The sequence below is a fragment of the Streptomyces sp. NPDC006134 genome (genome assembly GCF_040628835.1).
GTDB lineage: Bacteria > Actinomycetota > Actinomycetes > Streptomycetales > Streptomycetaceae > Streptomyces.
Window position 1 is genome coordinate 50,487 of the sequence record NZ_JBEXTV010000022.1, and the last position, 18,330, is coordinate 68,816.

An 18,330-nucleotide genomic window follows, 5' to 3' on the forward strand; every position below is an offset into this window, starting at 1 on the left:
GATATCAGACCGGCGAACCCGGAAGGTCCCGGCTCACGCCTTCGGTTCGAAGGTGCGCGTCAGCGTGCGCCAGGTGTCCTTGCGCAGATCGCTGCCCCAGTCGGCGGCCTTCGCCGTGTACATCAGTCCGTAGCCCTGGTGGTCGTTGACGACGAACCCGCGGTCGACGGAGCGGTACTTGGTGCCGCCCTGCACGTAGGTGAACTCCCAGTCGGCCGCGTTCCAGCCGCGGTAGCCGACCTTCTCGATGCGGACGCGCTGGTACTGGGACCGCACCATGGAGCGTTCCTGGTTCTTCCAGTCGGCCACCGGGTCGTCCTTCGGCGTGGAGGTCCAGCCGATGAGCAGCTTCTGCCCGCGGGGCCCGGTGAACCGGTCTCCGGCGGCGTCGCTGGACCGGTAGCTCCAGCCCTCGGGCAGCCCGATCGTGTAGCCCTGCTTGCCCTGGTGGGTGGTGGCGGCGCCGTCGTCGCCGGAGTCCTTCCCGTCACCGGCGCCGGTGGAGGCGCCCGCCCCCGCGCCGGCGCCCGGCGTACCGCTCGACGTACCGCCCGGCGTGCCACCCGGTGTCGCGTCCGTGGACGCCGACTCCCCGGCCGCACCGTCCGTACGGGCCCCGCCCCCGCCGTCCTGCCCGGTGTCGCCACTGGCACTGGCGCTCACGGCGGGCCTGCCGCCGCTGCCGCTCCCGGCACCCTGCGTGCCCTCGTCGTCGCCGCCGAGCGCGAAGGCCAGCACGACACCGAGGACGGCGAGCACCACGACCACCGCGATGATCACCAGGGTCCGCCGGGGCACCACGTCGGTGAGCGACGCCTTGGGCACGGGCCGGGGCGGCAGGTCCGGCGGGGACACCACCGGCCAGCCCGAACCGCTCCGCCCGGCCGCGCCGTTCGCGGCCCCGGCGACCGGTGCCGCGGCGCGTGCGCCCCGGACGCCCGCCGCCGCCGGTGCGGCACCACCGGGACCGGCCGGACCGGTCCCGCGCACCCCGGCGGACCCGCCGGTGGTGCCGGACGCGGCCGGGCCGTCACCGGACCGGCCGCGGGACGTGGCCGCCGTACCGGCCGCCCCCGCCGCGACGGCGGCCTTGCGCACGGACCGCAGGGCCCCGCGCAGCCGCTCCCCGGGCTCCTCGGCCCGCTTGGCCCCGGCGCCCGGACCGCCTCCGCCCGCTCCCCGGTCCGGCTGCGCCGGCAGGGGTACGACCTTCGTCGCGTCCATCGGTTCCGGCCGGCCGCCCCCGGAGCCGGAGCCGGACCCGTGGATGACCGCGTTGAGCATGGCGCGGGCCCCGGCGTCGTCGAGGCGCTGGGCGGGGTCCTTGGTGAGCAGTCCGTAGATGACGTCGCGCAGCGGACCGGCGTTCTTGGGTTCCTCCAGCTGCTCGGTCATCACCGCGGTGAGCGTGGCGATCGCGGACCCCTTGTCGTACGGGGGGACGCCCTCCACCGCCGCGTACAGCAGGCCGCCGAGCGACCACAGGTCGGCCGCCGGGCCCGGCTTGTGGCCGCGCGCCCGCTCGGGGGAGATGTAGGAGGGCGCGCCGACGAGCATGCCGGTGGAGGTGATGGACGGGTCGCCCTCGACCTGGGCGATGCCGAAGTCGGTGAGCACGACCCGGCCGTCCTCGGCGATGAGCACGTTGGACGGCTTCACGTCGCGGTGCAGGATGCCCTCGCGGTGCGCGGAGCGCAGCACGTCGAGGACGGCGAGGCCGACCTCCGCCGCCCGCTTCGGGTCCAGCAGGCCGTCCTCGCGGATGACCTCGGCCAGCGACTTGCCCTCGACCAGCTCCATGACGATCCAGGGCCGGTCGTCCTCCTGGACCACGTCGAAGACCGTCACGGCGCTGTTGTTGCGGATCCGCGCGATCGCCTTGGCCTCGCGCAGCGTGCGCGTGATCAGGCGGCGCTTCTCCTCCTCGTCGATGTTCGACGGGAACCGCAGCTCCTTGACGGCGACCGTGCGCCCCAGGGTCTCGTCCTCGGCCCGCCACACCGTGCCCATGCCGCCGCGGCCGAGCACGTCTCCCAGCCGGTACCGCCCGGCGAGGAGACGTGCGCTCTTGTCCTGACGGGGTGTCCCCGCCCGCTCCGCCTCCGACATGCGTCCCCTCATGCAACCCGCCCTGACAGAGCCTTCATTGTCTCTCACCCGACAAGTGCTCGACGCCCAGGGTGTCCCCTGGCGGCGTGCCCGTCCCCGGGCGGCGCGCCAACCGGTGAACCGCGCGTTCCGCAGGCCCGCGCGAGGACGCCGCCGCGCCGGGCCCCACCGGGCCGCGGGCGAGGGGACGCGCCCGGCGCGGCGGCACCGGCCGTCCGCTGACCGGCCGTCACCGCACTTGTCCGCCGTGCCCTTTCCTCCTCTCCCCGAGCGACCCGAAGCCTCCCCGAGCATCCCGAAGCCTCCCCGAGCGACCCGAAGCCTCCCCGAGCATCCCGGAGCCTTCCCGAGCGCCCCGAAGCCTCCCCGAGCATCCCGGAGCCTTCCCGAGTGTCCTGAGTGCCCCGAAACGGCACCCTCTACAGCGGCACGATGTCCGGTGCCCCGAGCCGGGCCGCGTCCGCCGTCAGGTCGTCCGGCTGGCGCTGCGACTCCCGCTCGGCCTCCACCCGTTTCTCGTAGTGCTGGACCTCCCGTTCGATCTGGTCGCGGTCCCAGCCCAGCACCGGCGCCATCAGCTCGGCGGCCTCGCGGGCGCTGCGGGTGCCCCGGTCGAAGGTCTCGATGGAGATGCGGGTGCGCCGGGTCAGTACGTCGTCCAGGTGGCGGGCGCCCTCGTGGGAGGCGGCGTAGACGACCTCGGCGCGCAGGTAGTCGTCGGCGCAGTGGAGCGGCGCCCCCAGGGAGGGGTCGTCGGCGATCAGGGCCAGGACCTCCTCGGCCATCGAGCCGTACCGGTTCAGCAGGTGCTCCACGCGGACGACGTGCAGCCCGGCGCGGGCCGCTATCCGCGCCCGCGCGTTCCACATCGCCCGGTAGCCCTCGGCGCCGAGCAGCGGGACGTCCTCGGTGACGCAGTCGGCGACCCGCAGGTCCAGCCCGTGCACGGCCTCGTCCACGGCGTCCTTGGCCATCACCCGGTACGTCGTGTACTTGCCGCCCGCGATGACGACCAGCCCCGGCACGGGGTGGGCCACGGTGTGCTCGCGCGACAGCTTGCTGGTGGCGTCGGACTCGCCGGCCAGCAGCGGGCGCAGGCCCGCGTACACGCCCTCGACGTCGTCCCTGGTCAGCGGTATGGCGAGGACCGAGTTGACGTGTTCCAGCAGGTAGTCGATGTCCGCGCTGGAGGCGGCCGGGTGCGCCTTGTCCAGGTCCCAGTCGGTGTCGGTGGTGCCGACGATCCAGTGCCGGCCCCAGGGGATGACGAACAGCACGGACTTCTCGGTGCGCAGGATCAGCCCGGTCGTGGAGTGGATGCGGTCCTTGGGGACGACCAGGTGGATGCCCTTGGAGGCGCGGACGTGGAACTGGCCGCGCTCCCCCACCATCGCCTGCGTGTCGTCGGTCCACACGCCGGTGGCGTTGACGACCTGTTTGGCGCGGATCTCGTACTCGCCGCCCGCCTCGACGTCCTGCACCCGGGCGCCGACGACCCGTTCGCCCTCGCGCAGGAATCCGGTCACGCGGGCCCGGTTGGCGGCCAGGGCGCCGTACGCCACCGCCGTGCGGACGAGGGTGGCGACGAACCGGGCGTCGTCCATCTGGGCGTCGTAGTACTGGAGCGCGCCGACCAGCGCGTCCTTCTTCAGGCAGGGGGCGACCCGCAGGGCGTGACGGCGGCTCAGGTGGCGGTGCAGGGGCAGGCCGCGGCCGTGCCCGCGGGCCATCGACATGGCGTCGTACAGGGCGACGCCCGAACCGGCGTACAGCCGCTCCCAGCCCTTGTGCTGCAACGGGTACAGGAACGGCACCGGCTTCACCAGGTGCGGCGCGAGCCGTTCCAGCAGCAGGCCGCGCTCCTTGAGCGCCTCCCGGACGAGCGCGAAGTCGAGCATCTCCAGGTAGCGCAGGCCGCCGTGGATGAGCTTGCTGGACCTGCTGGAGGTGCCCGACGCCCAGTCACGCGCCTCGACCAGGCCGGTGGCCAGACCCCGGGTGGCGGCGTCGAGGGCCGTGCCCGCGCCGACCACGCCTCCCCCCACGACGAGTACGTCCAGTTCCCGCTCGGTCATCGCCGCGAGCGACTCGGCTCGCTGCGCCGGCCCCAGTGTCGCTGTCCTCACCGCTGCCTCCCGCTGTCCGTCGCGTCGGCCGCACCCGTCGGGCGAAGCCCGGTTCCCCGGTACCCCCCATGACCGAATTCTGACCGGGATGCCCGACTTCAGCCACCACGCGCCCTCGCCCTGTGGACGACACCGGCCCCAACACTCACCGAAACTCGGCCGACCAATCCCGCAAATCGGTCATATTTACTCCTAGTCTGACAGTGCGCTCGCCCGTCCTGTCCACCGGGCTTGCGCACCCGCCCCGCTTCGGTTACTGGGAAGGACGGCCCACGCCATGCCCGCAGATCTCGCCGTCATCGGACTCGGCCCGTACGGCCTGCCCCTGGCCCAGGCCGCCGTCGCCGCCGGCATCACCACCCTGGGTTACCGCACCGGCCCCGAGGCCGGTCCGCTCACCCCCGCCGAACTGCGCCGGATGCTCTCGGGGGGCTTCCGGACGGCCGCGTCCCCGGCCGAGCTCGGCCGGGTGCGCACCGCGGTCATCTGCGCCCCGACCCCGCCGGGCGCGGACGGCGGCCCCGACCTGGCCCAGGTCGAGGCCGCGGCCCGCACGCTCGCCGGCCATCTGCGCCCGCACACCACCGTGATCCTGGAGTCGCCGGTGCGGCCGGGCACCACGGAGGACTTCCTCCGCCCGCTCCTGGAGGAGGGCTCGGGGCTGCGCGCCGGGCGCGACTTCCACCTCGCCTACTCCCCCAGCCGCGTCGATCCCGGCAACCGCGACTTCACTCCCGCCAACACTCCCCGGGTCATCGGCGGCCTCACCCCCGCCTGCACCGAGTCGGCCGCCACGTTCTACGGCCGCCTCACCGACAAGGTGGTCCGCGCCCGGGGCCCGCGCGAGGCGGAGACGGTCCAGCTGCTGGAGACCAACTTCCGCCATGTGAACATCGCACTCGTGAACGAGATGGCGGTCCTCTGCCACGACCTCGGCGTCGACCTGTGGGACGTCATCCGCTGCGCGGAGACCAAGCCGTTCGGCTTCCTCCCCTTCCGCCCCGGCCCCGGCGTCGGCGGCCACTCCGTCCCCCAGGACCTGGCCGGCCGCACCGGCCGCACCCTGCGCATGGTGGAACTGGCCCAGCAGGTCAACAGCCAGATGCCCCGGTACGTCGTCCAGCGCGCCGCCGCCCTCCTCAACGAGCACGGCAAGTCCGCGCGCGGCGCCCGCGTCCTGCTCCTCGGCGTCACCTACAAGGCGGACCTCGCCGACCAGCAGGCGGCCCCCGCCCGGGAGATCGCCGTCCGCCTGATGGAGCTCGGCGCCTCCCTCAGCTACCACGACCCGCACGTCCCGTCCTGGACCGTCCTGGACCGCCCCGTCCCCCGCGCCGACTCCCTCTACGAGGCCGCCGCCGAGGCCGACCTGACGATCCTCCTCCAGCAGCACCGCACGTACGACCTCCAGGGCCTGTCGGTGAAGGCGCAACTGCTCCTGGACACGCGGGGGGCGACACCCACGGGGGCGGCGCACCGGTTGTGAAGGGGGCGCGTGCCGGCGTGGAGCCTCCGGAGCTGGTGGCGTGCGATATCCCGCGTCGGTACCGTGGGGGCAGGCGGAGCCCTCCACAGAGGCCACTGCGGAGGACTCCTGGCCGTTGGAACGGAGTGTCCACCCCTAGTTCTCGTAGGGGTGGCCGCTCAGCGGCCGTAGAGCCACAAGAACCACCTCCTCCGGAACTTCACCAGCCGAAGCCGGATGCGATCCCAGGCGGTGGGCTTGCGGTGGCGTCCCATGGGCGCGCCCCCTTCCACGAGCCGCCCAGTGGCCCGGTGGACGGTCCGTTCGGAATCGGGCCGGGCCCCGAGGGCCGGGGTCCGGAACGGTTTCCTTGGAAGGGGGCGCCCCGAAGAACCGGGTCGCCGGGCAGGACACTACCGCCCCTCTACGCCCGTTCGGCCCCCATTCGCCCGGAACGCAACCACGCGCCCCCACCCCCACGACGCGCCCCCGCGGGCACCGCGCGACACGCGAAAGGGCCGGTCACCCGAGCACTCGGATGACCGGCCCTTTCCCGTGCCGTGGGGCTTGCCTACCGCCGGTGCTGCGAGTCCGCCACCGTCACCTCGACCCGCTGGAACTCCTTGAGCTCGCTGTAGCCGGTCGTGGCCATGGCGCGGCGCAGGGCGCCGAAGAAGTTCATCGAGCCGTCGGGGGTGTGGGACGGGCCGGTGAGGATCTCCTCGATGGTGCCGACCGTGCCGAGGCCGACCTTCTTGCCGCGCGGCAGCTCCTCGTTGACGGCCTCCATGCCCCAGTGGTGGCCCTTGCCCGGCGCGTCGGTCGCGCGGGCGAGCGGGGAGCCCATCATCACCGCGTCGGCGCCGCAGGCGATCGCCTTGGGCAGGTCGCCGGACCAGCCGACGCCGCCGTCCGCGATCACGTGCACGTACCGGCCGCCGGACTCGTCCATGTAGTCCCGGCGGGCGGCGGCCACGTCGGCGACCGCGGTGGCCATGGGGACCTGGATGCCGAGCACGTTGCGCGTGGTGTGCGCGGCGCCGCCGCCGAAGCCGACGAGGACGCCCGCCGCGCCGGTGCGCATCAGGTGCAGGGCGGCGGTGTAGGTGGCGCAGCCACCGACGATCACCGGGACGTCGAGCTCGTAGATGAACTGCTTCAGGTTCAGCGGCTCGTGCGAGGAGGACACGTGCTCCGCCGAGACGGTCGTGCCCCGGATGACGAAGATGTCCACGCCCGCATCCACGACGGCCTTGGAGAACTGGGCGGTGCGCTGCGGGGAGAGCGCGGCGGCGGTGACCACGCCCGAGTCGCGCACCTCCTTGATGCGCCGCCCGATCAGCTCCTCCTTGATCGGCGCGGCGTAGATCTCCTGGAGGCGGCGGGTCGCGGCGTCCTCGGGCAGCTCGGCGATCTCGTCGAGCAGCGGCTGCGGGTCCTCGTACCGCGTCCACAGCCCTTCCAGGTTGAGCACGCCGAGGCCGCCGAGCTCACCGATGCGGATGGCGGTGGCCGGGGAGACGACCGAGTCCATGGGAGCGGCCAGGAAGGGCAGCTCGAAGCGGTAGGCGTCGATCTGCCAGGCGATCGAGACCTCCTTCGGGTCCCGCGTACGGCGGCTGGGGACGACGGCGATGTCGTCGAAGGCGTACGCCCGGCGGCCGCGCTTGCCGCGCCCGATCTCGATCTCAGTCACGATGTGTGGCCTTTCCCTGATGCGTTTCAGCGCCTTCCAGTATCCCCGACGGGTACGGCGAAGGCGGCCCCGGACCGTTCCGGGGCCGCCTCCGTCTCATCGGCGTCTCACCGCTTGGCGCTGTAGTTCGGCGCCTCGACGGTCATCTGGATGTCGTGCGGGTGGCTCTCCTTCAGGCCCGCGGAGGTGATCCGGACGAACCGGCCGCGGTCCTGGAGCTCGGGGATGGTCCGGCCGCCGACGTAGAACATCGACTGGCGCAGGCCGCCGACGAGCTGGTGGACGACCGAGGAGAGCGGGCCGCGGTAGGGCACCTGGCCCTCGATGCCCTCGGGGACGAGCTGCTCGTCGGAGGCGACGCCCTCCTGGAAGTAGCGGTCCTTGGAGAACGACTTGCGGTCGCCGCGGGACTGCATGGCGCCCAGCGAGCCCATGCCGCGGTACGACTTGAACTGCTTGCCGTTGATGAACATCAGCTCGCCCGGCGACTCCTCGCAGCCCGCGAGCAGCGAGCCCAGCATCACCGTGTCGGCGCCCGCGACCAGGGCCTTGGCGATGTCGCCGGAGTACTGGAGGCCGCCGTCGCCGATGACCGGGACGCCGGCCTCCTTGGCGGCGAGCGCGGCCTCGTAGATCGCGGTGACCTGCGGGACGCCGACGCCGGCGACGACGCGGGTGGTGCAGATGGAGCCGGGGCCGACACCGACCTTGATGCCGTCGGCGCCCGCGTCGACCAGCGCCTGGGCGCCGTCACGCGTGGCGATGTTGCCGCCGATGACGTCGACGCCGGAGGAGTTCGACTTGATCTTGGCGACCATGTCGCCGACCAGGCGGGAGTGGCCGTGGGCGGTGTCGACGACGATGAAGTCGACGCCCTTCTCGATCAGGGCCTGGGCGCGCTCGAAGGCGTCCCCGGCGACACCGACCGCGGCGCCGACCAGCAGGCGGCCCTCGGCGTCCTTGGCGGCGTTGGGGTACTTCTCCGCCTTCACGAAGTCCTTGACCGTGATCAGGCCCTTGAGGACGCCGTCGTCGTCGACGAGCGGCAGCTTCTCGATCTTGTGCTTGCGCAGCAGCTCCACGGCCTCGTGGCCGGAGATGCCGACCTTGCCGGTGACCAGCGGCATCGGCGTCATGACCTCGCGCACCCGGCGGGCGCGGTCGGTCTCGAAGGCCATGTCGCGGTTGGTGACGATGCCGAGCAGCTTGCCCGCCGGGTCGGTGACCGGGACGCCGCTGATGCGGAACCGGGCGCACAGCGCGTCGGCCTCGGCGAGGGTCGCGTCCGGGTGAATGGTGATCGGGTTGGCCACCATGCCGGACTCGGAGCGCTTGACCAGGTCGACCTGGTTGGCCTGGTCCTCGATGGACAGGTTGCGGTGCAGCACGCCGACGCCGCCCTGGCGGGCCATCGCGATCGCCATGCGCGACTCGGTGACCTTGTCCATGGCGGCGGACAGCAGCGGGATGTTCACCCGCACGTTCTTGGAGACGTACGAGGCGGTGTCGATCTCGTCGGGTGCCATGTCCGACGGGCCCGGCAGCAGCAGCACGTCGTCGTAGGTCAGCCCGAGTGTCGCGAATTTTCCGGGCACTCCGTCGACGTTGGCAGTCATGACACCTTCCCCAAATGGCCTTGATCGGTGCGGATGTCCATGCTAACGGGAAGTGGACGTGTCTCATTCCACGATCATGGACACGCATCGGTCTCGTATGTTCGTACGAGACCGGTCGCGGCGCCCGCCCGTCGGAAGGGCAGGGGCCTTGGGGCTACTGCTCGGCGAGGGCCCGCAGCCGGCTCAGCGCCCGGTGCTGGGCCACCCGGACCGCGCCGGGTGACATTCCCAACATCCGGCCGGTCTCCTCGGCCGTGAGGCCCACCGCGATGCGCAGCAGGAGCAGCTCCCGCTGACTCTCGGGCAGGTTGGCCAGGAGTTTCTTGGCCCATTCGGCGTCGCTGCTGAGCAGTGCCCGCTCCTCCGGGCCGAGGGAGTCGTCGGGCCGCTCGGGCATCTCGTCGGACGGGACGGCCGTCGAGCCGGGGTGGCGCATCGCCGAGCGCTGGAGGTCGGCGACCTTGTGGGCGGCGATGGCGAAGACGAACGCCTCGAAGGGGCGCCCGGTGTCCTTGTACCGGGGCAGGGCGAGCAGCACCGCGACACAGACCTCCTGGGCGAGGTCCTCGACGAAGTGGCGGGCGTCACCCGGCAGGCGGGACAGGCGCGTGCGGCAGTAGCGCAGCGCGAGGGGGTGGACGTGGGCGAGCAGGTCGTGCGTGGCCTGCTGGTCCCCGTCGACGGCGCGGTGGACGAGCGCACCGATGGTCCCTTCCGCGGGTACCGCATCGTCGTCGCGCATCGGTCCATGGTGCCCTGCGGCCGTCCGGTCCGCGGCACCGCGCCCGTTGTTGTGCACCGAAGCGTTATGAGCAGGTGCGCCGGAACTCATCCCCTGCGCCCTCCCCTTCCGCTCGACCGACTCGTCCCCGAGGAACTCCACACCTCAAGGATGCGGCATCGGCGCCGAAACGAGCAGCGGGCACCCGGCGGGCCCCCTTGCCGTCCCCGCCCACCGTGTGGCAGGCGGGGTTCCGGTTGCCCCCGTCAGAGCTCACGACGGGCCTAGCGGACCAGGCCCCACCGGAAGCCGAGCGCCACGGCGTGTGCCCGGTCCGAGGCGCCGAGCTTCTTGAACAGCCGCCGGGCGTGGGTCTTGACGGTGTCCTCGGAGAGGAACAGCTCGCGGCCGATCTCGGCGTTGGAGCGGCCGTGGCTCATGCCCTCCAGGACCTGGATCTCACGCGCGGTGAGCGTGGGCGCGGCGCCCATCTCGGCGGAGCGCAGCCGGCGCGGGGCGAGCCGCCAGGTCGGGTCGGCCAGGGCCTGCGTGACCGTGGCGCGCAGCTCGGCGCGCGAGGCGTCCTTGTGGAGGTAGCCCCGGGCACCGGCGGCGACCGCGAGGGCCACGCCGTCCAGGTCCTCGGCGACGGTGAGCATGATGATGCGCGCGCCGGGGTCGGCGGACAGCAGCCGCCGGACGGTCTCGACGCCGCCCAGACCGGGCATGCGTACGTCCATCAGAATCAGGTCCGAGCGGTCGGCGCCCCAGCGGCGGAGGACTTCCTCGCCGTTGGCCGCCGTCGTCACGCGCTCGACGCCGGGCACGGTCGCCACCGCGCGGCGGAGCGCCTCTCGGGCAAGCGGGGAGTCGTCGCAGACGAGGACGGATGTCATGGCCGTCCTCCGCAGCTGATGCACGTCACCTTGAGCCTCCAGGCTGGTACGAAATCGTCACCTGTGCGGTCGACCGTCTCGGACGCCCGCCCGAGCGCTTGTTCCTTCAACCGCCTCCGCACACTCAACGACGGTCACTCGAAAGAGTTACGGGGCCGTATGCCATTTTCGGCACTCTACGTGAGGGTGCGAACACGGTGCAGACATGCGCGCCAGACCCGCCACCTTTCATCACAAGCTATGCCCCATTTAGACCCTTTTCTTCCGCTTCGCCAGTGTCTGCGGCTAGATTCGCAATGAGTCATATTTTCATCTCCTTAGATCGTAGTTGTACGGTCTTGGACACCGTATCCGCCCAGATCGGCTACAAGGGGTCACGCAATGGCAGATTTCTCCCGCCTTCCCGGACCGAACGCGGACCTGTGGGACTGGCAGCTCCTGGCTGCGTGCCGCGGGGTGGACAGCTCGCTCTTCTTCCACCCGGAGGGCGAGCGCGGTGCGGCCCGAAGCGCTCGCGAGAACTCGGCCAAGGAGGTCTGCATGAGGTGCCCGGTCCGCGCCGAGTGCGCGGCGCACGCGCTGGCGGTGAGAGAGCCGTACGGCGTGTGGGGCGGGCTGACCGAGGACGAGCGCGAAGAGCTCATGGGACGGGCCCGTCACCGGCTGGTGTCGGCCTCGGCCACCGGCGGGGACGCCGCTTCGAACGACTGACCGCGACGAGTAGTTAAAGGAACGTTTCTTCAACACCCCTCGGGCACGCCCACGCGTGCCCTGATCTCTGTGCTCCCTGCGGGGAACTACCGCGCCGCCGCCCGCGCGAGCTCCTCCAGCGTCGCCGCCACCGCCGGGACCTGGGCCAGGTCGGGCAGGGTGAGCGCGACGATCTGCCGCTCGACCGCCGGCTCCAGCGCGACCGTGCACGCCCCGCGCGGCCGTACGGACTCGACGGCGAGCTGGGGCAGGACGGCCACGCCGAGACCGGCGCCGACCAGGCCGACGACGGCCGGGTAGTCGTCGGTCGCGAAGTCGATGCGGGGGGTGAAACCGGCCCCTTCGCACACCTCGACCAGCTGGCTCCGGCAGCGCGGGCAGCCCGCGATCCACGGCTCCTGGGCGAGCTCCCCGATGGCGACGGACCGCGCCCGCGCGAGACGGTGCCGCTCCGGTACGAGCGCCACGAGCCGGTCGGTCAGCAGCGGCCGTACGACGAGGTCCTCCCACTCCTCGGCGCCCGCCGCGCCCGCGTAGCGGAAGGCGAGCGCCACGTCGCAGTCGCCTTCGCGCAGCAGTTCGACGGACTTGGGGGGCTCGGCCTCCTCCAGGGAGACCCGGGTGCCGGGGTGCGCGGCGCGCAGCGCGGCGAGGGCGGTGGGGACGAGGGCGGAGCTGCCGCTGGGGAAGGAGACCAGCCGGACCCGGCCCGCCCGCAGCCCGGCGATGGCGGCGACCTCCTCCTCGGCCGCCGTCAGCCCGGCGAGAATCCCGGCGGCGTGCCGCACCAGCGCCTCGCCGGCCTGGGTCAGCCGCATCTCGCGTCCGCTGCGGACCAGCAGCGGCGTGCCCACGGATGCCTCCAGGGCCTTCATCTGCTGGCTGACGGCGGGCTGGGTGCACCCCAGTTCGCGCCCGGCCGCCGAGAAGGAGCCGGTGGCGGCGACGGCGCGCAGGACGCGGAGGTGACGGGCTTCGATCACACCCAAAGGATAAGGGAGCCTTTGGCGCGACCACGAATATTGCGTCGACGCTTTGGTACCCGGTCCCCTACCGTGCCGCCATGAAGCTTCTGACTGTGAACCTGGGCCGCCCGAAGGCCGTGCCGTACACGGATCAGCCGCAGGGCCTGACCGGGATCGACAAACGACCGGCCGACGGGCCGGTGCGGGTGGCGGCGCCGGGGCCGAAGGGCGTGGGCGCGAGCGGGCTGGCCGGGGACGCGGTGTGCGACACCCGCCATCACGGCGGCGACCACCAGGCGGTCTACGCGATGGCCCGCGAGGACCTGGACGACTGGGAGCGCGAGCTGGGCCGGACGCTGCCGAACGGATCGTTCGGCGAGAACCTCACCACCATGGGACTGGACATCTCCGGCGCGCGGATCGGCGAGCGCTGGCGCGTCGGGCCCCGGGTGGTGCTGGAGGTCACCTGCGGGCGGATTCCCTGCCGTACGTTCCAGGGCCATCTGGGTGAGAAGCAGTGGGTGAAGCGCTTCACCCGGAAGGGGGCGCCGGGCGCGTACCTGCGGGTGGTGGAGCCCGGCGAGATCCAGGCGGGCGACCCGGTCGAGATCGTGCACCGGCCGGAGCACGAGGTGACGGTGGCGTTGCAGTTCCGGGCCGTGACCACCGAGCGGGAGCTGCTGCCGCGGCTGCTCGCGGCGGGCGAGGCGCTGGACCCGGAGGCGCTGGCGGCGGCGCGCGCGTACGTGGACCGGCACGGAGCCTGACGGTCACTCAAGGGCCCTGCCTTTCACCCGTGCTTCACCGATCGGGAGGGACTGTGAGCAAACGGATGAACCCGGTCCGGGTCACTAATCTTGCGCCATGACAACGGCATTGATTACGGGATCGACGGCAGGCATCGGCGCCGCGTTCGCTCGGCGGCTGGCCGCCGACGGGCACGACCTGGTGCTGGTGGCCCGCGACACCGGCCGGCTGCGCGTGCAGGCGACCGAGCTGCACGACCGGCACGGCATCGAGGCGGAGGTCCTGACGGCCGACCTGGCGACCGACGACGGCATCGAGGCGGTGGCCACCCGGCTGGGCGACCGCAGGAACCCCGTCGACCTGCTGATCAACAACGCCGGCTTCGGCAACAAGGGCCGCTACCTCGACGTCCCCATGGCCGACGAGCTGCGGATGCTGAAGGTGCACATCGAGGCGGTACTGCGGCTGACCTCGGCGGCGGCGGAGGCGATGCGGGAGCGGGGCCGCGGCGGCGTGGTCAACGTGGCCTCCGTCGCCGCCTTCGTACCGCGCGGGACCTACGGCGCCTCCAAGGCGTGGGTCGTGCAGTTCACCCAGGGCGTGGCGCGGGACCTGGCGGGCAGCGGCGTACGGCTGATGGCGCTCTGCCCCGGCTTCGTGCGCACCGAGTTCCACCAGCGGGCCGGGATGGGCACGGACAACATCCCCGGCTGGCTGTGGCTGGACGCGGACAAGGTGGTGGCGGCGGCGCTCACCGACCTCGCCCGGGGCAGGACCGTGTCCGTCCCGGACCCGCGCTACAAGGCGCTGATGGGGGCGGCGAAGCTGGCGCCGCGCGGGCTGCTCGGCGGGATCACGTCGAAGACGGGGCGGAAGTACGGGCCGCGGTAGACGTTGCATGAGGGGCGGCCGGACGGACAGGCGTCCGGCCGCCCCTCTGCCGTGACGTCAGCGGCGCGCGGCCATCCGCACGAACGCGGACCACGACGCGGTACCGACGGAGAGGAACGCCTCCTTGGGCCGCTTGGAGTCGCGGACCAGTACGGCCGTACCGGCGTCCGCGATCTCGACGCAGTCGCCTCCGTTGCCCGCACTGTAGCTGCTCTTGAACCAGTGCAGTTCGCCGGTGGCAGGCTCGGGGCTGCTTGCCTTCATAGCTCTCCCAACAGTTTCTCGATGAAGACCAGCGACTCTCTGGGCGTCAACGCCTGCGCTCGCAGAACGCCGTACATCGCTTCGAGGGGGCTGACCTTCTTCGGCTCCGTGTACAGGGCGCTCACGTCCTGCACTTCCATGTAAGCCATCCTGCGCTGATCCTTTGAGTGGATCAATGTGATAGGCCCGGCCAGACCGGCGTGCTCCTCGCGTTCCGTCGGCATGACCTGCATCTCGACGTTGCGCTGATGCCCGTAGATCAGGAGTTGCTCCAGCTGGCCCCGCCAGACTTCCCGTCCGCCCAAGGGGCGTCGCAACACGTGTTCTTCGATGACGAAGCTCAGGAGCGGTGCCGGACGACGGGCGAAGAGCCGCTGCCGTTCGGTCCGCGCCGACACGCCTTGCTCGATCGCCTCATCGTCCAGCAGCGGGCGCCACATACGGAAGACCGCTCGCGCGTAATCCTCCGTCTGCAAGAGGCCCTTGATGACATGGGGGACGTAGGCGTGCAGCTCGATCGCCTCCGCCTCCGCCTGCACGTACCGCCGGAAGAACGACGGATACCGGGCCTTCGCCACCTCCTCCTTCATCGCCGCCAGCACGCCGCGGGCCGCCACCACCCGGTCCACCGCGTCGATCAGTTCCGGCTTCGGGATGCGCCGCCCCTGCTCCACCGCCGCGATCTGCGCCTCGCCGTACCCGACCCGCTCGCCCAGCTGCGCCTGCGTGATCCCCGCCGCCTCCCGGAGCAGTTTCATCTGACGCCCGAAGCAGCGCAGGAACTGCCCGCTGGGGTCTGGTTCCACCCCGCCCGTGCCCGAGTCCGCGCCCACGTCCATGCCGTCTCGTCCCCTTGCCGTCGGTCCAGCCACTCTCGGTGGCCGGAGCCTAGGACGCCCATGCGTCAATGGCCGCCAGGCTGGGGCAAGTTGATTCGTGTGAGTGAACGTTTTCAGCAAAAGCTTTCTTCACTCAACGCGTACGCGTGAACACGCCACGTGCGCTACCGTCGCCTCGACACCAGAACATGAATCGGCCCCCGCGACGGCTAGCACCCGTCCGCGAGGGCCTGGACCACCAGTGGAAGTCAGGAGCTCCCACAGTGATTTACCGGCACCATATCGCGCCTCCGCGCGCCTTCACCCAGCTCTCCCACGAGATCATCCGGCACCCTCGCCTCTCCTCCGACGCCGTCCGTCTGCTGACCTGGCAGCTCTCCCTCCCTCCGGGCGCGCGCGAACCCCTCTCCCGTACGGCTGAACGGGCCCGGATCGGTGCCTGCGCCTTCACCCGGGCCAAACGCCAGCTCAAGGAGGAGGGCTTCGTGCACGAGCGGCGCGTCCAGGGGCCGGGTGGGCACTGGGTCACCCAGCAGCTCGTGTCCAGTGTCCCGTTGAGCGCCGCCGAGGCCGTCAAGATCCTCGCGCGGATGCCCGTGGGGGCCGGGGACACCACCGCCGAGCGCGTATCGCCGCAGCTCGCACCGAGTGCCCGTATCCCGGCCGCCGGTGAGCCGACCGGCCCGTCCACCGGCGGTCATCCAGACAGAGATCCTGGGGAGAACACCTCCCACCAACCCCCCGAACCCCCCGCGGGGGAGCCCGGGCAGGAGCCCCCGCACCTCCTCGACGCGGCCCGCGCCCTCGTCGACGCCTTCCCCGGCCTCTCCCCCGACCTGCGCCACGTCCCCCGCGCCATGTGCGCCGAGCTGACCCGGCTCACCGCCCGCTGGCTGGCCGCCGGGCATCCGCCCGCCGCCGTCCGCACGCACATCCTGCGCGGCCTGCCCGACGACGGCACCCCCGTCCGCCGCCCCGGCGGCCTGCTGCGCCACCTGCTGCGCGAGGTGCCACCAGTGCCACCGGTGCCGACGACGCCCGTACCGTCCGTACCCGCGCCGCCTTCGGGCCCACGCCTGTCCGCCCGCCTGTCCGGCACCCGCGAGTGCACGGGCGACCACGTCCAGCCCACGCTCTTCCGGCCGGCCGGAGAGGAGACCCTGTGCCCGGACTGCATGATCCGCTCCGCCCTGCCCGCGTGAACCCGTCGGCCTTTGCCCTCGCTTCGGTCCCGGGCGCCCAGGACCGAAGCACTGATCCATGCCTGTGCTCCTCGATAGCCTCGATTCCACATGACAGATTCGGGGGAGGGGCACCAGCATGGTGGCAGGCTTCGCATACCGTGACGGCTTACGGCGAAAGCGACGGGAGGAGGCGCTGCATGCGGATTGAGCTGGCGCTGAGACTGCGCGGGCCCCATGCGGGCATGGACGCCCAGGACTCCCTCCGGACCATGCAGACCATGCTGTCCCTCCTGCGCGAGCTGGAGATCGCGGAGACCGCTCGGCCGAACGGCGAAGGTACCCGCTGGACCTTCAACGACCTGCGGCTCGGCAGCGTCGCCTGTGTGCTGGAACCACTGCGGATCGCCGAACACTCCACCTACGACGTCGTGGAACGCGTGGTACGCACCGCGGTGACAGGACTCTGCGAAGCAGAGTCCGAGGCGCGTATCCCCACCGGCTGGACCTTCCGGGCCGCGTCCCTCGGGCGGCGCATCGCCCGCTCCCTCGGAGCGTCTCCGGACGTCGGCATGTTCGTCGCGGCCAGAGGAGACGGGGAGGTGCTTCGCTCGGCGGAGGTCACTCAGCGAGCCGCACTGCATCTGGACGCCGCGACAAAGGCGCGTTTCCGCACCTTCGGTTCCCGGCGAGGACGCCTCAGCGGCTTGGAGGAGGGCAGGCGACAGCAGCATCCCCGGGCACTGCTGCGGACAGAGGTCGATGGAGAGGTGATCCCCGTTTACTTCTCCGACGATCTCGACCCCCAACTCCGGCGGGCGTGGCGGCGGGATCGTGTGGAGGTCACCGGAGAGATCACCGAGAACGCGCAGGGACAGAGCGTCCGCATGCGGGCAACCGACATCGAGCTACTGCCGACGGAGCCGCAGCTGTCGGATGACGAACTGCGGGCGGGGTTCTGGCCGGACATGACCGGCGGCCAGGACGCAGTGGATTATGTGGAGGCCCTGCGTGGGGAGAACTGACCGCCCTGACTCGGTGTACTTGGACACCAACTGCTTCATCGACTGGGCCCAGGGAACGGGGAGCGCGCGGGAGGCGGAGAGCGTGCTGCGTGCGGGCAGAGCAGGACACGTACGGCTCTACACCTCGACGCTCACCCTGGCGGAGGCCCGAGGAAGCAGTGACAGCGACCACCGGCTCCGCATCCGGACACTTCTCCAGGAGCCCTACATCACTCTCGTGGAAGTGACTCGGCGCGTCGGTCTCCTCGCGAACGACATCACGGCCGAACGACCGAAGATCAAGGGAGCCGACGCGGTACATCTGGCATGTGCGTGTTTCGTCAAGGCCGATGTCCTGATGACACGCAACTTCCGCGATTTCACGCCCGGTGACGTGTACCGGGGCGTGCTGCTGCGCATGCCCTTCGAGTTCGGGGGCGAAGGACTCTTCGCCACGTCGGACCCCACCTGACCCTGGCAGGAAACAAGGCCCGACAGCCCCCACAAGCCCCGCCCCCGCCTCCACAGAAGCCGTCCGTAGGCCCGGATTCCCTGGTCGGCGGCCCGTTCCGGCGGGATCTTCGGTACATGACCACCACTTTCACCACCGACACCTCTTTCACCCTCCGTTTCACCGCCACCCCGCGCGGCGCCCGTCTGGCCCGGCGGCTCGCCGCGCACCAGATGGACGCCTGGGGATGGCCGTACGGCTCCGTGGCCCACGACGCCGTGGAGCTGGTCGTCGCCGAGCTGGCCGCGAACGCCGTCACCCACGGGCGGGTGCCCGGACGGGACGCCGAGCTGCGGCTGATCAGGGACGGGGAGGTGCGGGTCAGGGTGGAGGTGAGCGACGTACGGGGGGAGCGGCTGCCCGGCCCCGCGCCGGAGGGAGCGCCCCTCGCGGACGGCGGGCGCGGGCTCGTCCTCGTGGCGGCGCTGGCCGAGGAGTGGGGGGTTGCCCGGCGGCCGGGGGCGCCCGGCAAGACGGTGTGGGCCGTCGTCGGCTGCCCCGTGTGAAGCGGCCATACGCGGCAGTCGTACGGAGCAAGGGCGAAGGCCCGGCACCCCAGGTGCCGGGCCTTCTGCGAGCTGCGAGCGA

Annotated in this window: 17 protein-coding genes; 8 read left to right on the plus strand and 9 right to left on the minus strand. The window is 72.0% G+C overall.

Annotated features, from left to right (window positions below; all coding sequences use genetic code 11):
• Positions 1-33: 33 nt before the first annotated feature.
• Positions 34-2,109, minus strand: coding sequence for a serine/threonine-protein kinase (locus tag ABZ340_RS16695; protein ID WP_358782511.1), 2,076 nt, complete (start codon positions 2,107-2,109; stop codon positions 34-36).
• Between the two features lie 419 nt (positions 2,110-2,528).
• A complete protein-coding gene (locus ABZ340_RS16700) occupies positions 2,529-4,235 on the minus strand; it encodes a glycerol-3-phosphate dehydrogenase/oxidase (RefSeq protein ID WP_358782512.1) in 1,707 nt (568 codons plus the stop codon).
• A 277-nt stretch (positions 4,236-4,512) separates the two neighbouring features.
• Between ABZ340_RS16700 and ABZ340_RS16705 the strand changes: the two genes are divergently transcribed.
• On the plus strand, positions 4,513-5,721 hold the full coding sequence (locus tag ABZ340_RS16705; RefSeq protein WP_358782513.1) for a nucleotide sugar dehydrogenase: 1,209 nt from the start codon (positions 4,513-4,515) through the stop codon (positions 5,719-5,721).
• 550 nt (positions 5,722-6,271) lie between these two features.
• Here ABZ340_RS16705 and ABZ340_RS16710 read toward each other — a convergent pair.
• From ABZ340_RS16710 to ABZ340_RS16725, 4 genes are all read right to left on the minus strand, one after another.
• A complete protein-coding gene (locus ABZ340_RS16710; RefSeq protein WP_358782514.1) occupies positions 6,272-7,396 on the minus strand; it encodes a GuaB3 family IMP dehydrogenase-related protein in 1,125 nt (374 codons plus the stop codon).
• A gap of 107 nt (positions 7,397-7,503) precedes the next feature.
• Positions 7,504-9,012, minus strand: coding sequence for an IMP dehydrogenase (gene guaB / locus ABZ340_RS16715; RefSeq protein WP_358782515.1), 1,509 nt, complete (start codon positions 9,010-9,012; stop codon positions 7,504-7,506).
• A gap of 154 nt (positions 9,013-9,166) precedes the next feature.
• The gene (locus tag ABZ340_RS16720; protein WP_358782516.1) at positions 9,167-9,754 is read right to left on the minus strand and encodes a sigma-70 family RNA polymerase sigma factor; all 588 of its coding nucleotides are present in this window, start codon (positions 9,752-9,754) and stop codon (positions 9,167-9,169) included.
• A 263-nt stretch (positions 9,755-10,017) separates the two neighbouring features.
• The gene (locus tag ABZ340_RS16725; RefSeq protein ID WP_003948568.1) at positions 10,018-10,629 is read right to left on the minus strand and encodes a response regulator transcription factor; all 612 of its coding nucleotides are present in this window, start codon (positions 10,627-10,629) and stop codon (positions 10,018-10,020) included.
• A gap of 381 nt (positions 10,630-11,010) precedes the next feature.
• Between ABZ340_RS16725 and ABZ340_RS16730 the strand changes: the two genes are divergently transcribed.
• Positions 11,011-11,340, plus strand: a complete 330-nt coding sequence (locus tag ABZ340_RS16730; protein WP_358782517.1) for a WhiB family transcriptional regulator — start codon at positions 11,011-11,013, stop codon at positions 11,338-11,340.
• 86 nt (positions 11,341-11,426) lie between these two features.
• On the opposite strand, the gene ABZ340_RS16735 is transcribed toward ABZ340_RS16730, so the two are convergent.
• Positions 11,427-12,323, minus strand: a complete 897-nt coding sequence (locus ABZ340_RS16735; protein WP_358782518.1) for a LysR family transcriptional regulator — start codon at positions 12,321-12,323, stop codon at positions 11,427-11,429.
• Between the two features lie 80 nt (positions 12,324-12,403).
• Between ABZ340_RS16735 and ABZ340_RS16740 the strand changes: the two genes are divergently transcribed.
• Together ABZ340_RS16740 and ABZ340_RS16745 are read left to right on the plus strand one after the other, a co-directional pair.
• Positions 12,404-13,072: an MOSC domain-containing protein gene (locus ABZ340_RS16740; protein WP_358782519.1), complete on the plus strand. Its 669-nt coding sequence runs from the start codon at positions 12,404-12,406 to the stop codon at positions 13,070-13,072.
• A gap of 97 nt (positions 13,073-13,169) precedes the next feature.
• Positions 13,170-13,943: an SDR family oxidoreductase gene (locus ABZ340_RS16745; protein WP_358782520.1), complete on the plus strand. Its 774-nt coding sequence runs from the start codon at positions 13,170-13,172 to the stop codon at positions 13,941-13,943.
• Between the two features lie 57 nt (positions 13,944-14,000).
• Here the strand turns inward: ABZ340_RS16745 and ABZ340_RS16750 are convergent, their stop codons facing one another.
• Both ABZ340_RS16750 and ABZ340_RS16755 read right to left on the minus strand, forming a co-directional pair.
• Positions 14,001-14,207 (minus strand): DUF397 domain-containing protein, encoded by a 207-nt coding sequence (locus ABZ340_RS16750; RefSeq protein WP_358782521.1) that lies wholly within the window; start codon positions 14,205-14,207, stop codon positions 14,001-14,003.
• The gene (locus ABZ340_RS16755; RefSeq protein WP_358782522.1) at positions 14,204-15,046 is read right to left on the minus strand and encodes a helix-turn-helix transcriptional regulator; all 843 of its coding nucleotides are present in this window, start codon (positions 15,044-15,046) and stop codon (positions 14,204-14,206) included. The genes ABZ340_RS16750 and ABZ340_RS16755 overlap by 4 nt, the downstream gene beginning before the upstream one ends.
• 263 nt (positions 15,047-15,309) lie before the next feature.
• Between ABZ340_RS16755 and ABZ340_RS16760 the strand changes: the two genes are divergently transcribed.
• From ABZ340_RS16760 to ABZ340_RS16775, 4 genes are all read left to right on the plus strand, one after another.
• The gene (locus ABZ340_RS16760; protein WP_358782523.1) at positions 15,310-16,248 is read left to right on the plus strand and encodes a hypothetical protein; all 939 of its coding nucleotides are present in this window, start codon (positions 15,310-15,312) and stop codon (positions 16,246-16,248) included.
• 251 nt (positions 16,249-16,499) lie between these two features.
• A complete protein-coding gene (locus tag ABZ340_RS16765) occupies positions 16,500-17,252 on the plus strand; it encodes a hypothetical protein (RefSeq protein ID WP_358782524.1) in 753 nt (250 codons plus the stop codon).
• Positions 17,253-17,265: 13 nt separating this feature from the next.
• On the plus strand, positions 17,266-17,703 hold the full coding sequence (locus ABZ340_RS16770; protein ID WP_358782525.1) for a PIN domain-containing protein: 438 nt from the start codon (positions 17,266-17,268) through the stop codon (positions 17,701-17,703).
• Between the two features lie 116 nt (positions 17,704-17,819).
• On the plus strand, positions 17,820-18,248 hold the full coding sequence (locus tag ABZ340_RS16775; protein ID WP_358782526.1) for an ATP-binding protein: 429 nt from the start codon (positions 17,820-17,822) through the stop codon (positions 18,246-18,248).
• Positions 18,249-18,330: the final 82 nt, after the last annotated feature.

What these genes read in the sequence shown, in the direction of transcription:
- ABZ340_RS16695 (WP_358782511.1), bottom strand. Translation starts at nt 2,109, where the DNA reads ATGTCGGAGGCGGAGCGGGCGGGGACACCCCGTCAGGACAAGAGCGCA.
- ABZ340_RS16705 (WP_358782513.1), top strand. Translation starts at nt 4,513, where the DNA reads ATGCCCGCAGATCTCGCCGTCATCGGACTCGGCCCGTACGGCCTGCCC.
- guaB (WP_358782515.1), bottom strand. Translation starts at nt 9,012, where the DNA reads ATGACTGCCAACGTCGACGGAGTGCCCGGAAAATTCGCGACACTCGGG.
- ABZ340_RS16720 (WP_358782516.1), bottom strand. Translation starts at nt 9,754, where the DNA reads ATGCGCGACGACGATGCGGTACCCGCGGAAGGGACCATCGGTGCGCTC.
- ABZ340_RS16725 (WP_003948568.1), bottom strand. Translation starts at nt 10,629, where the DNA reads ATGACATCCGTCCTCGTCTGCGACGACTCCCCGCTTGCCCGAGAGGCG.
- ABZ340_RS16730 (WP_358782517.1), top strand. Translation starts at nt 11,011, where the DNA reads ATGGCAGATTTCTCCCGCCTTCCCGGACCGAACGCGGACCTGTGGGAC.
- ABZ340_RS16740 (WP_358782519.1), top strand. Translation starts at nt 12,404, where the DNA reads ATGAAGCTTCTGACTGTGAACCTGGGCCGCCCGAAGGCCGTGCCGTAC.
- ABZ340_RS16745 (WP_358782520.1), top strand. Translation starts at nt 13,170, where the DNA reads ATGACAACGGCATTGATTACGGGATCGACGGCAGGCATCGGCGCCGCG.
- ABZ340_RS16750 (WP_358782521.1), bottom strand. Translation starts at nt 14,207, where the DNA reads ATGAAGGCAAGCAGCCCCGAGCCTGCCACCGGCGAACTGCACTGGTTC.
- ABZ340_RS16755 (WP_358782522.1), bottom strand. Translation starts at nt 15,046, where the DNA reads ATGGACGTGGGCGCGGACTCGGGCACGGGCGGGGTGGAACCAGACCCC.
- ABZ340_RS16765 (WP_358782524.1), top strand. Translation starts at nt 16,500, where the DNA reads ATGCAGACCATGCTGTCCCTCCTGCGCGAGCTGGAGATCGCGGAGACC.
- ABZ340_RS16775 (WP_358782526.1), top strand. Translation starts at nt 17,820, where the DNA reads ATGACCACCACTTTCACCACCGACACCTCTTTCACCCTCCGTTTCACC.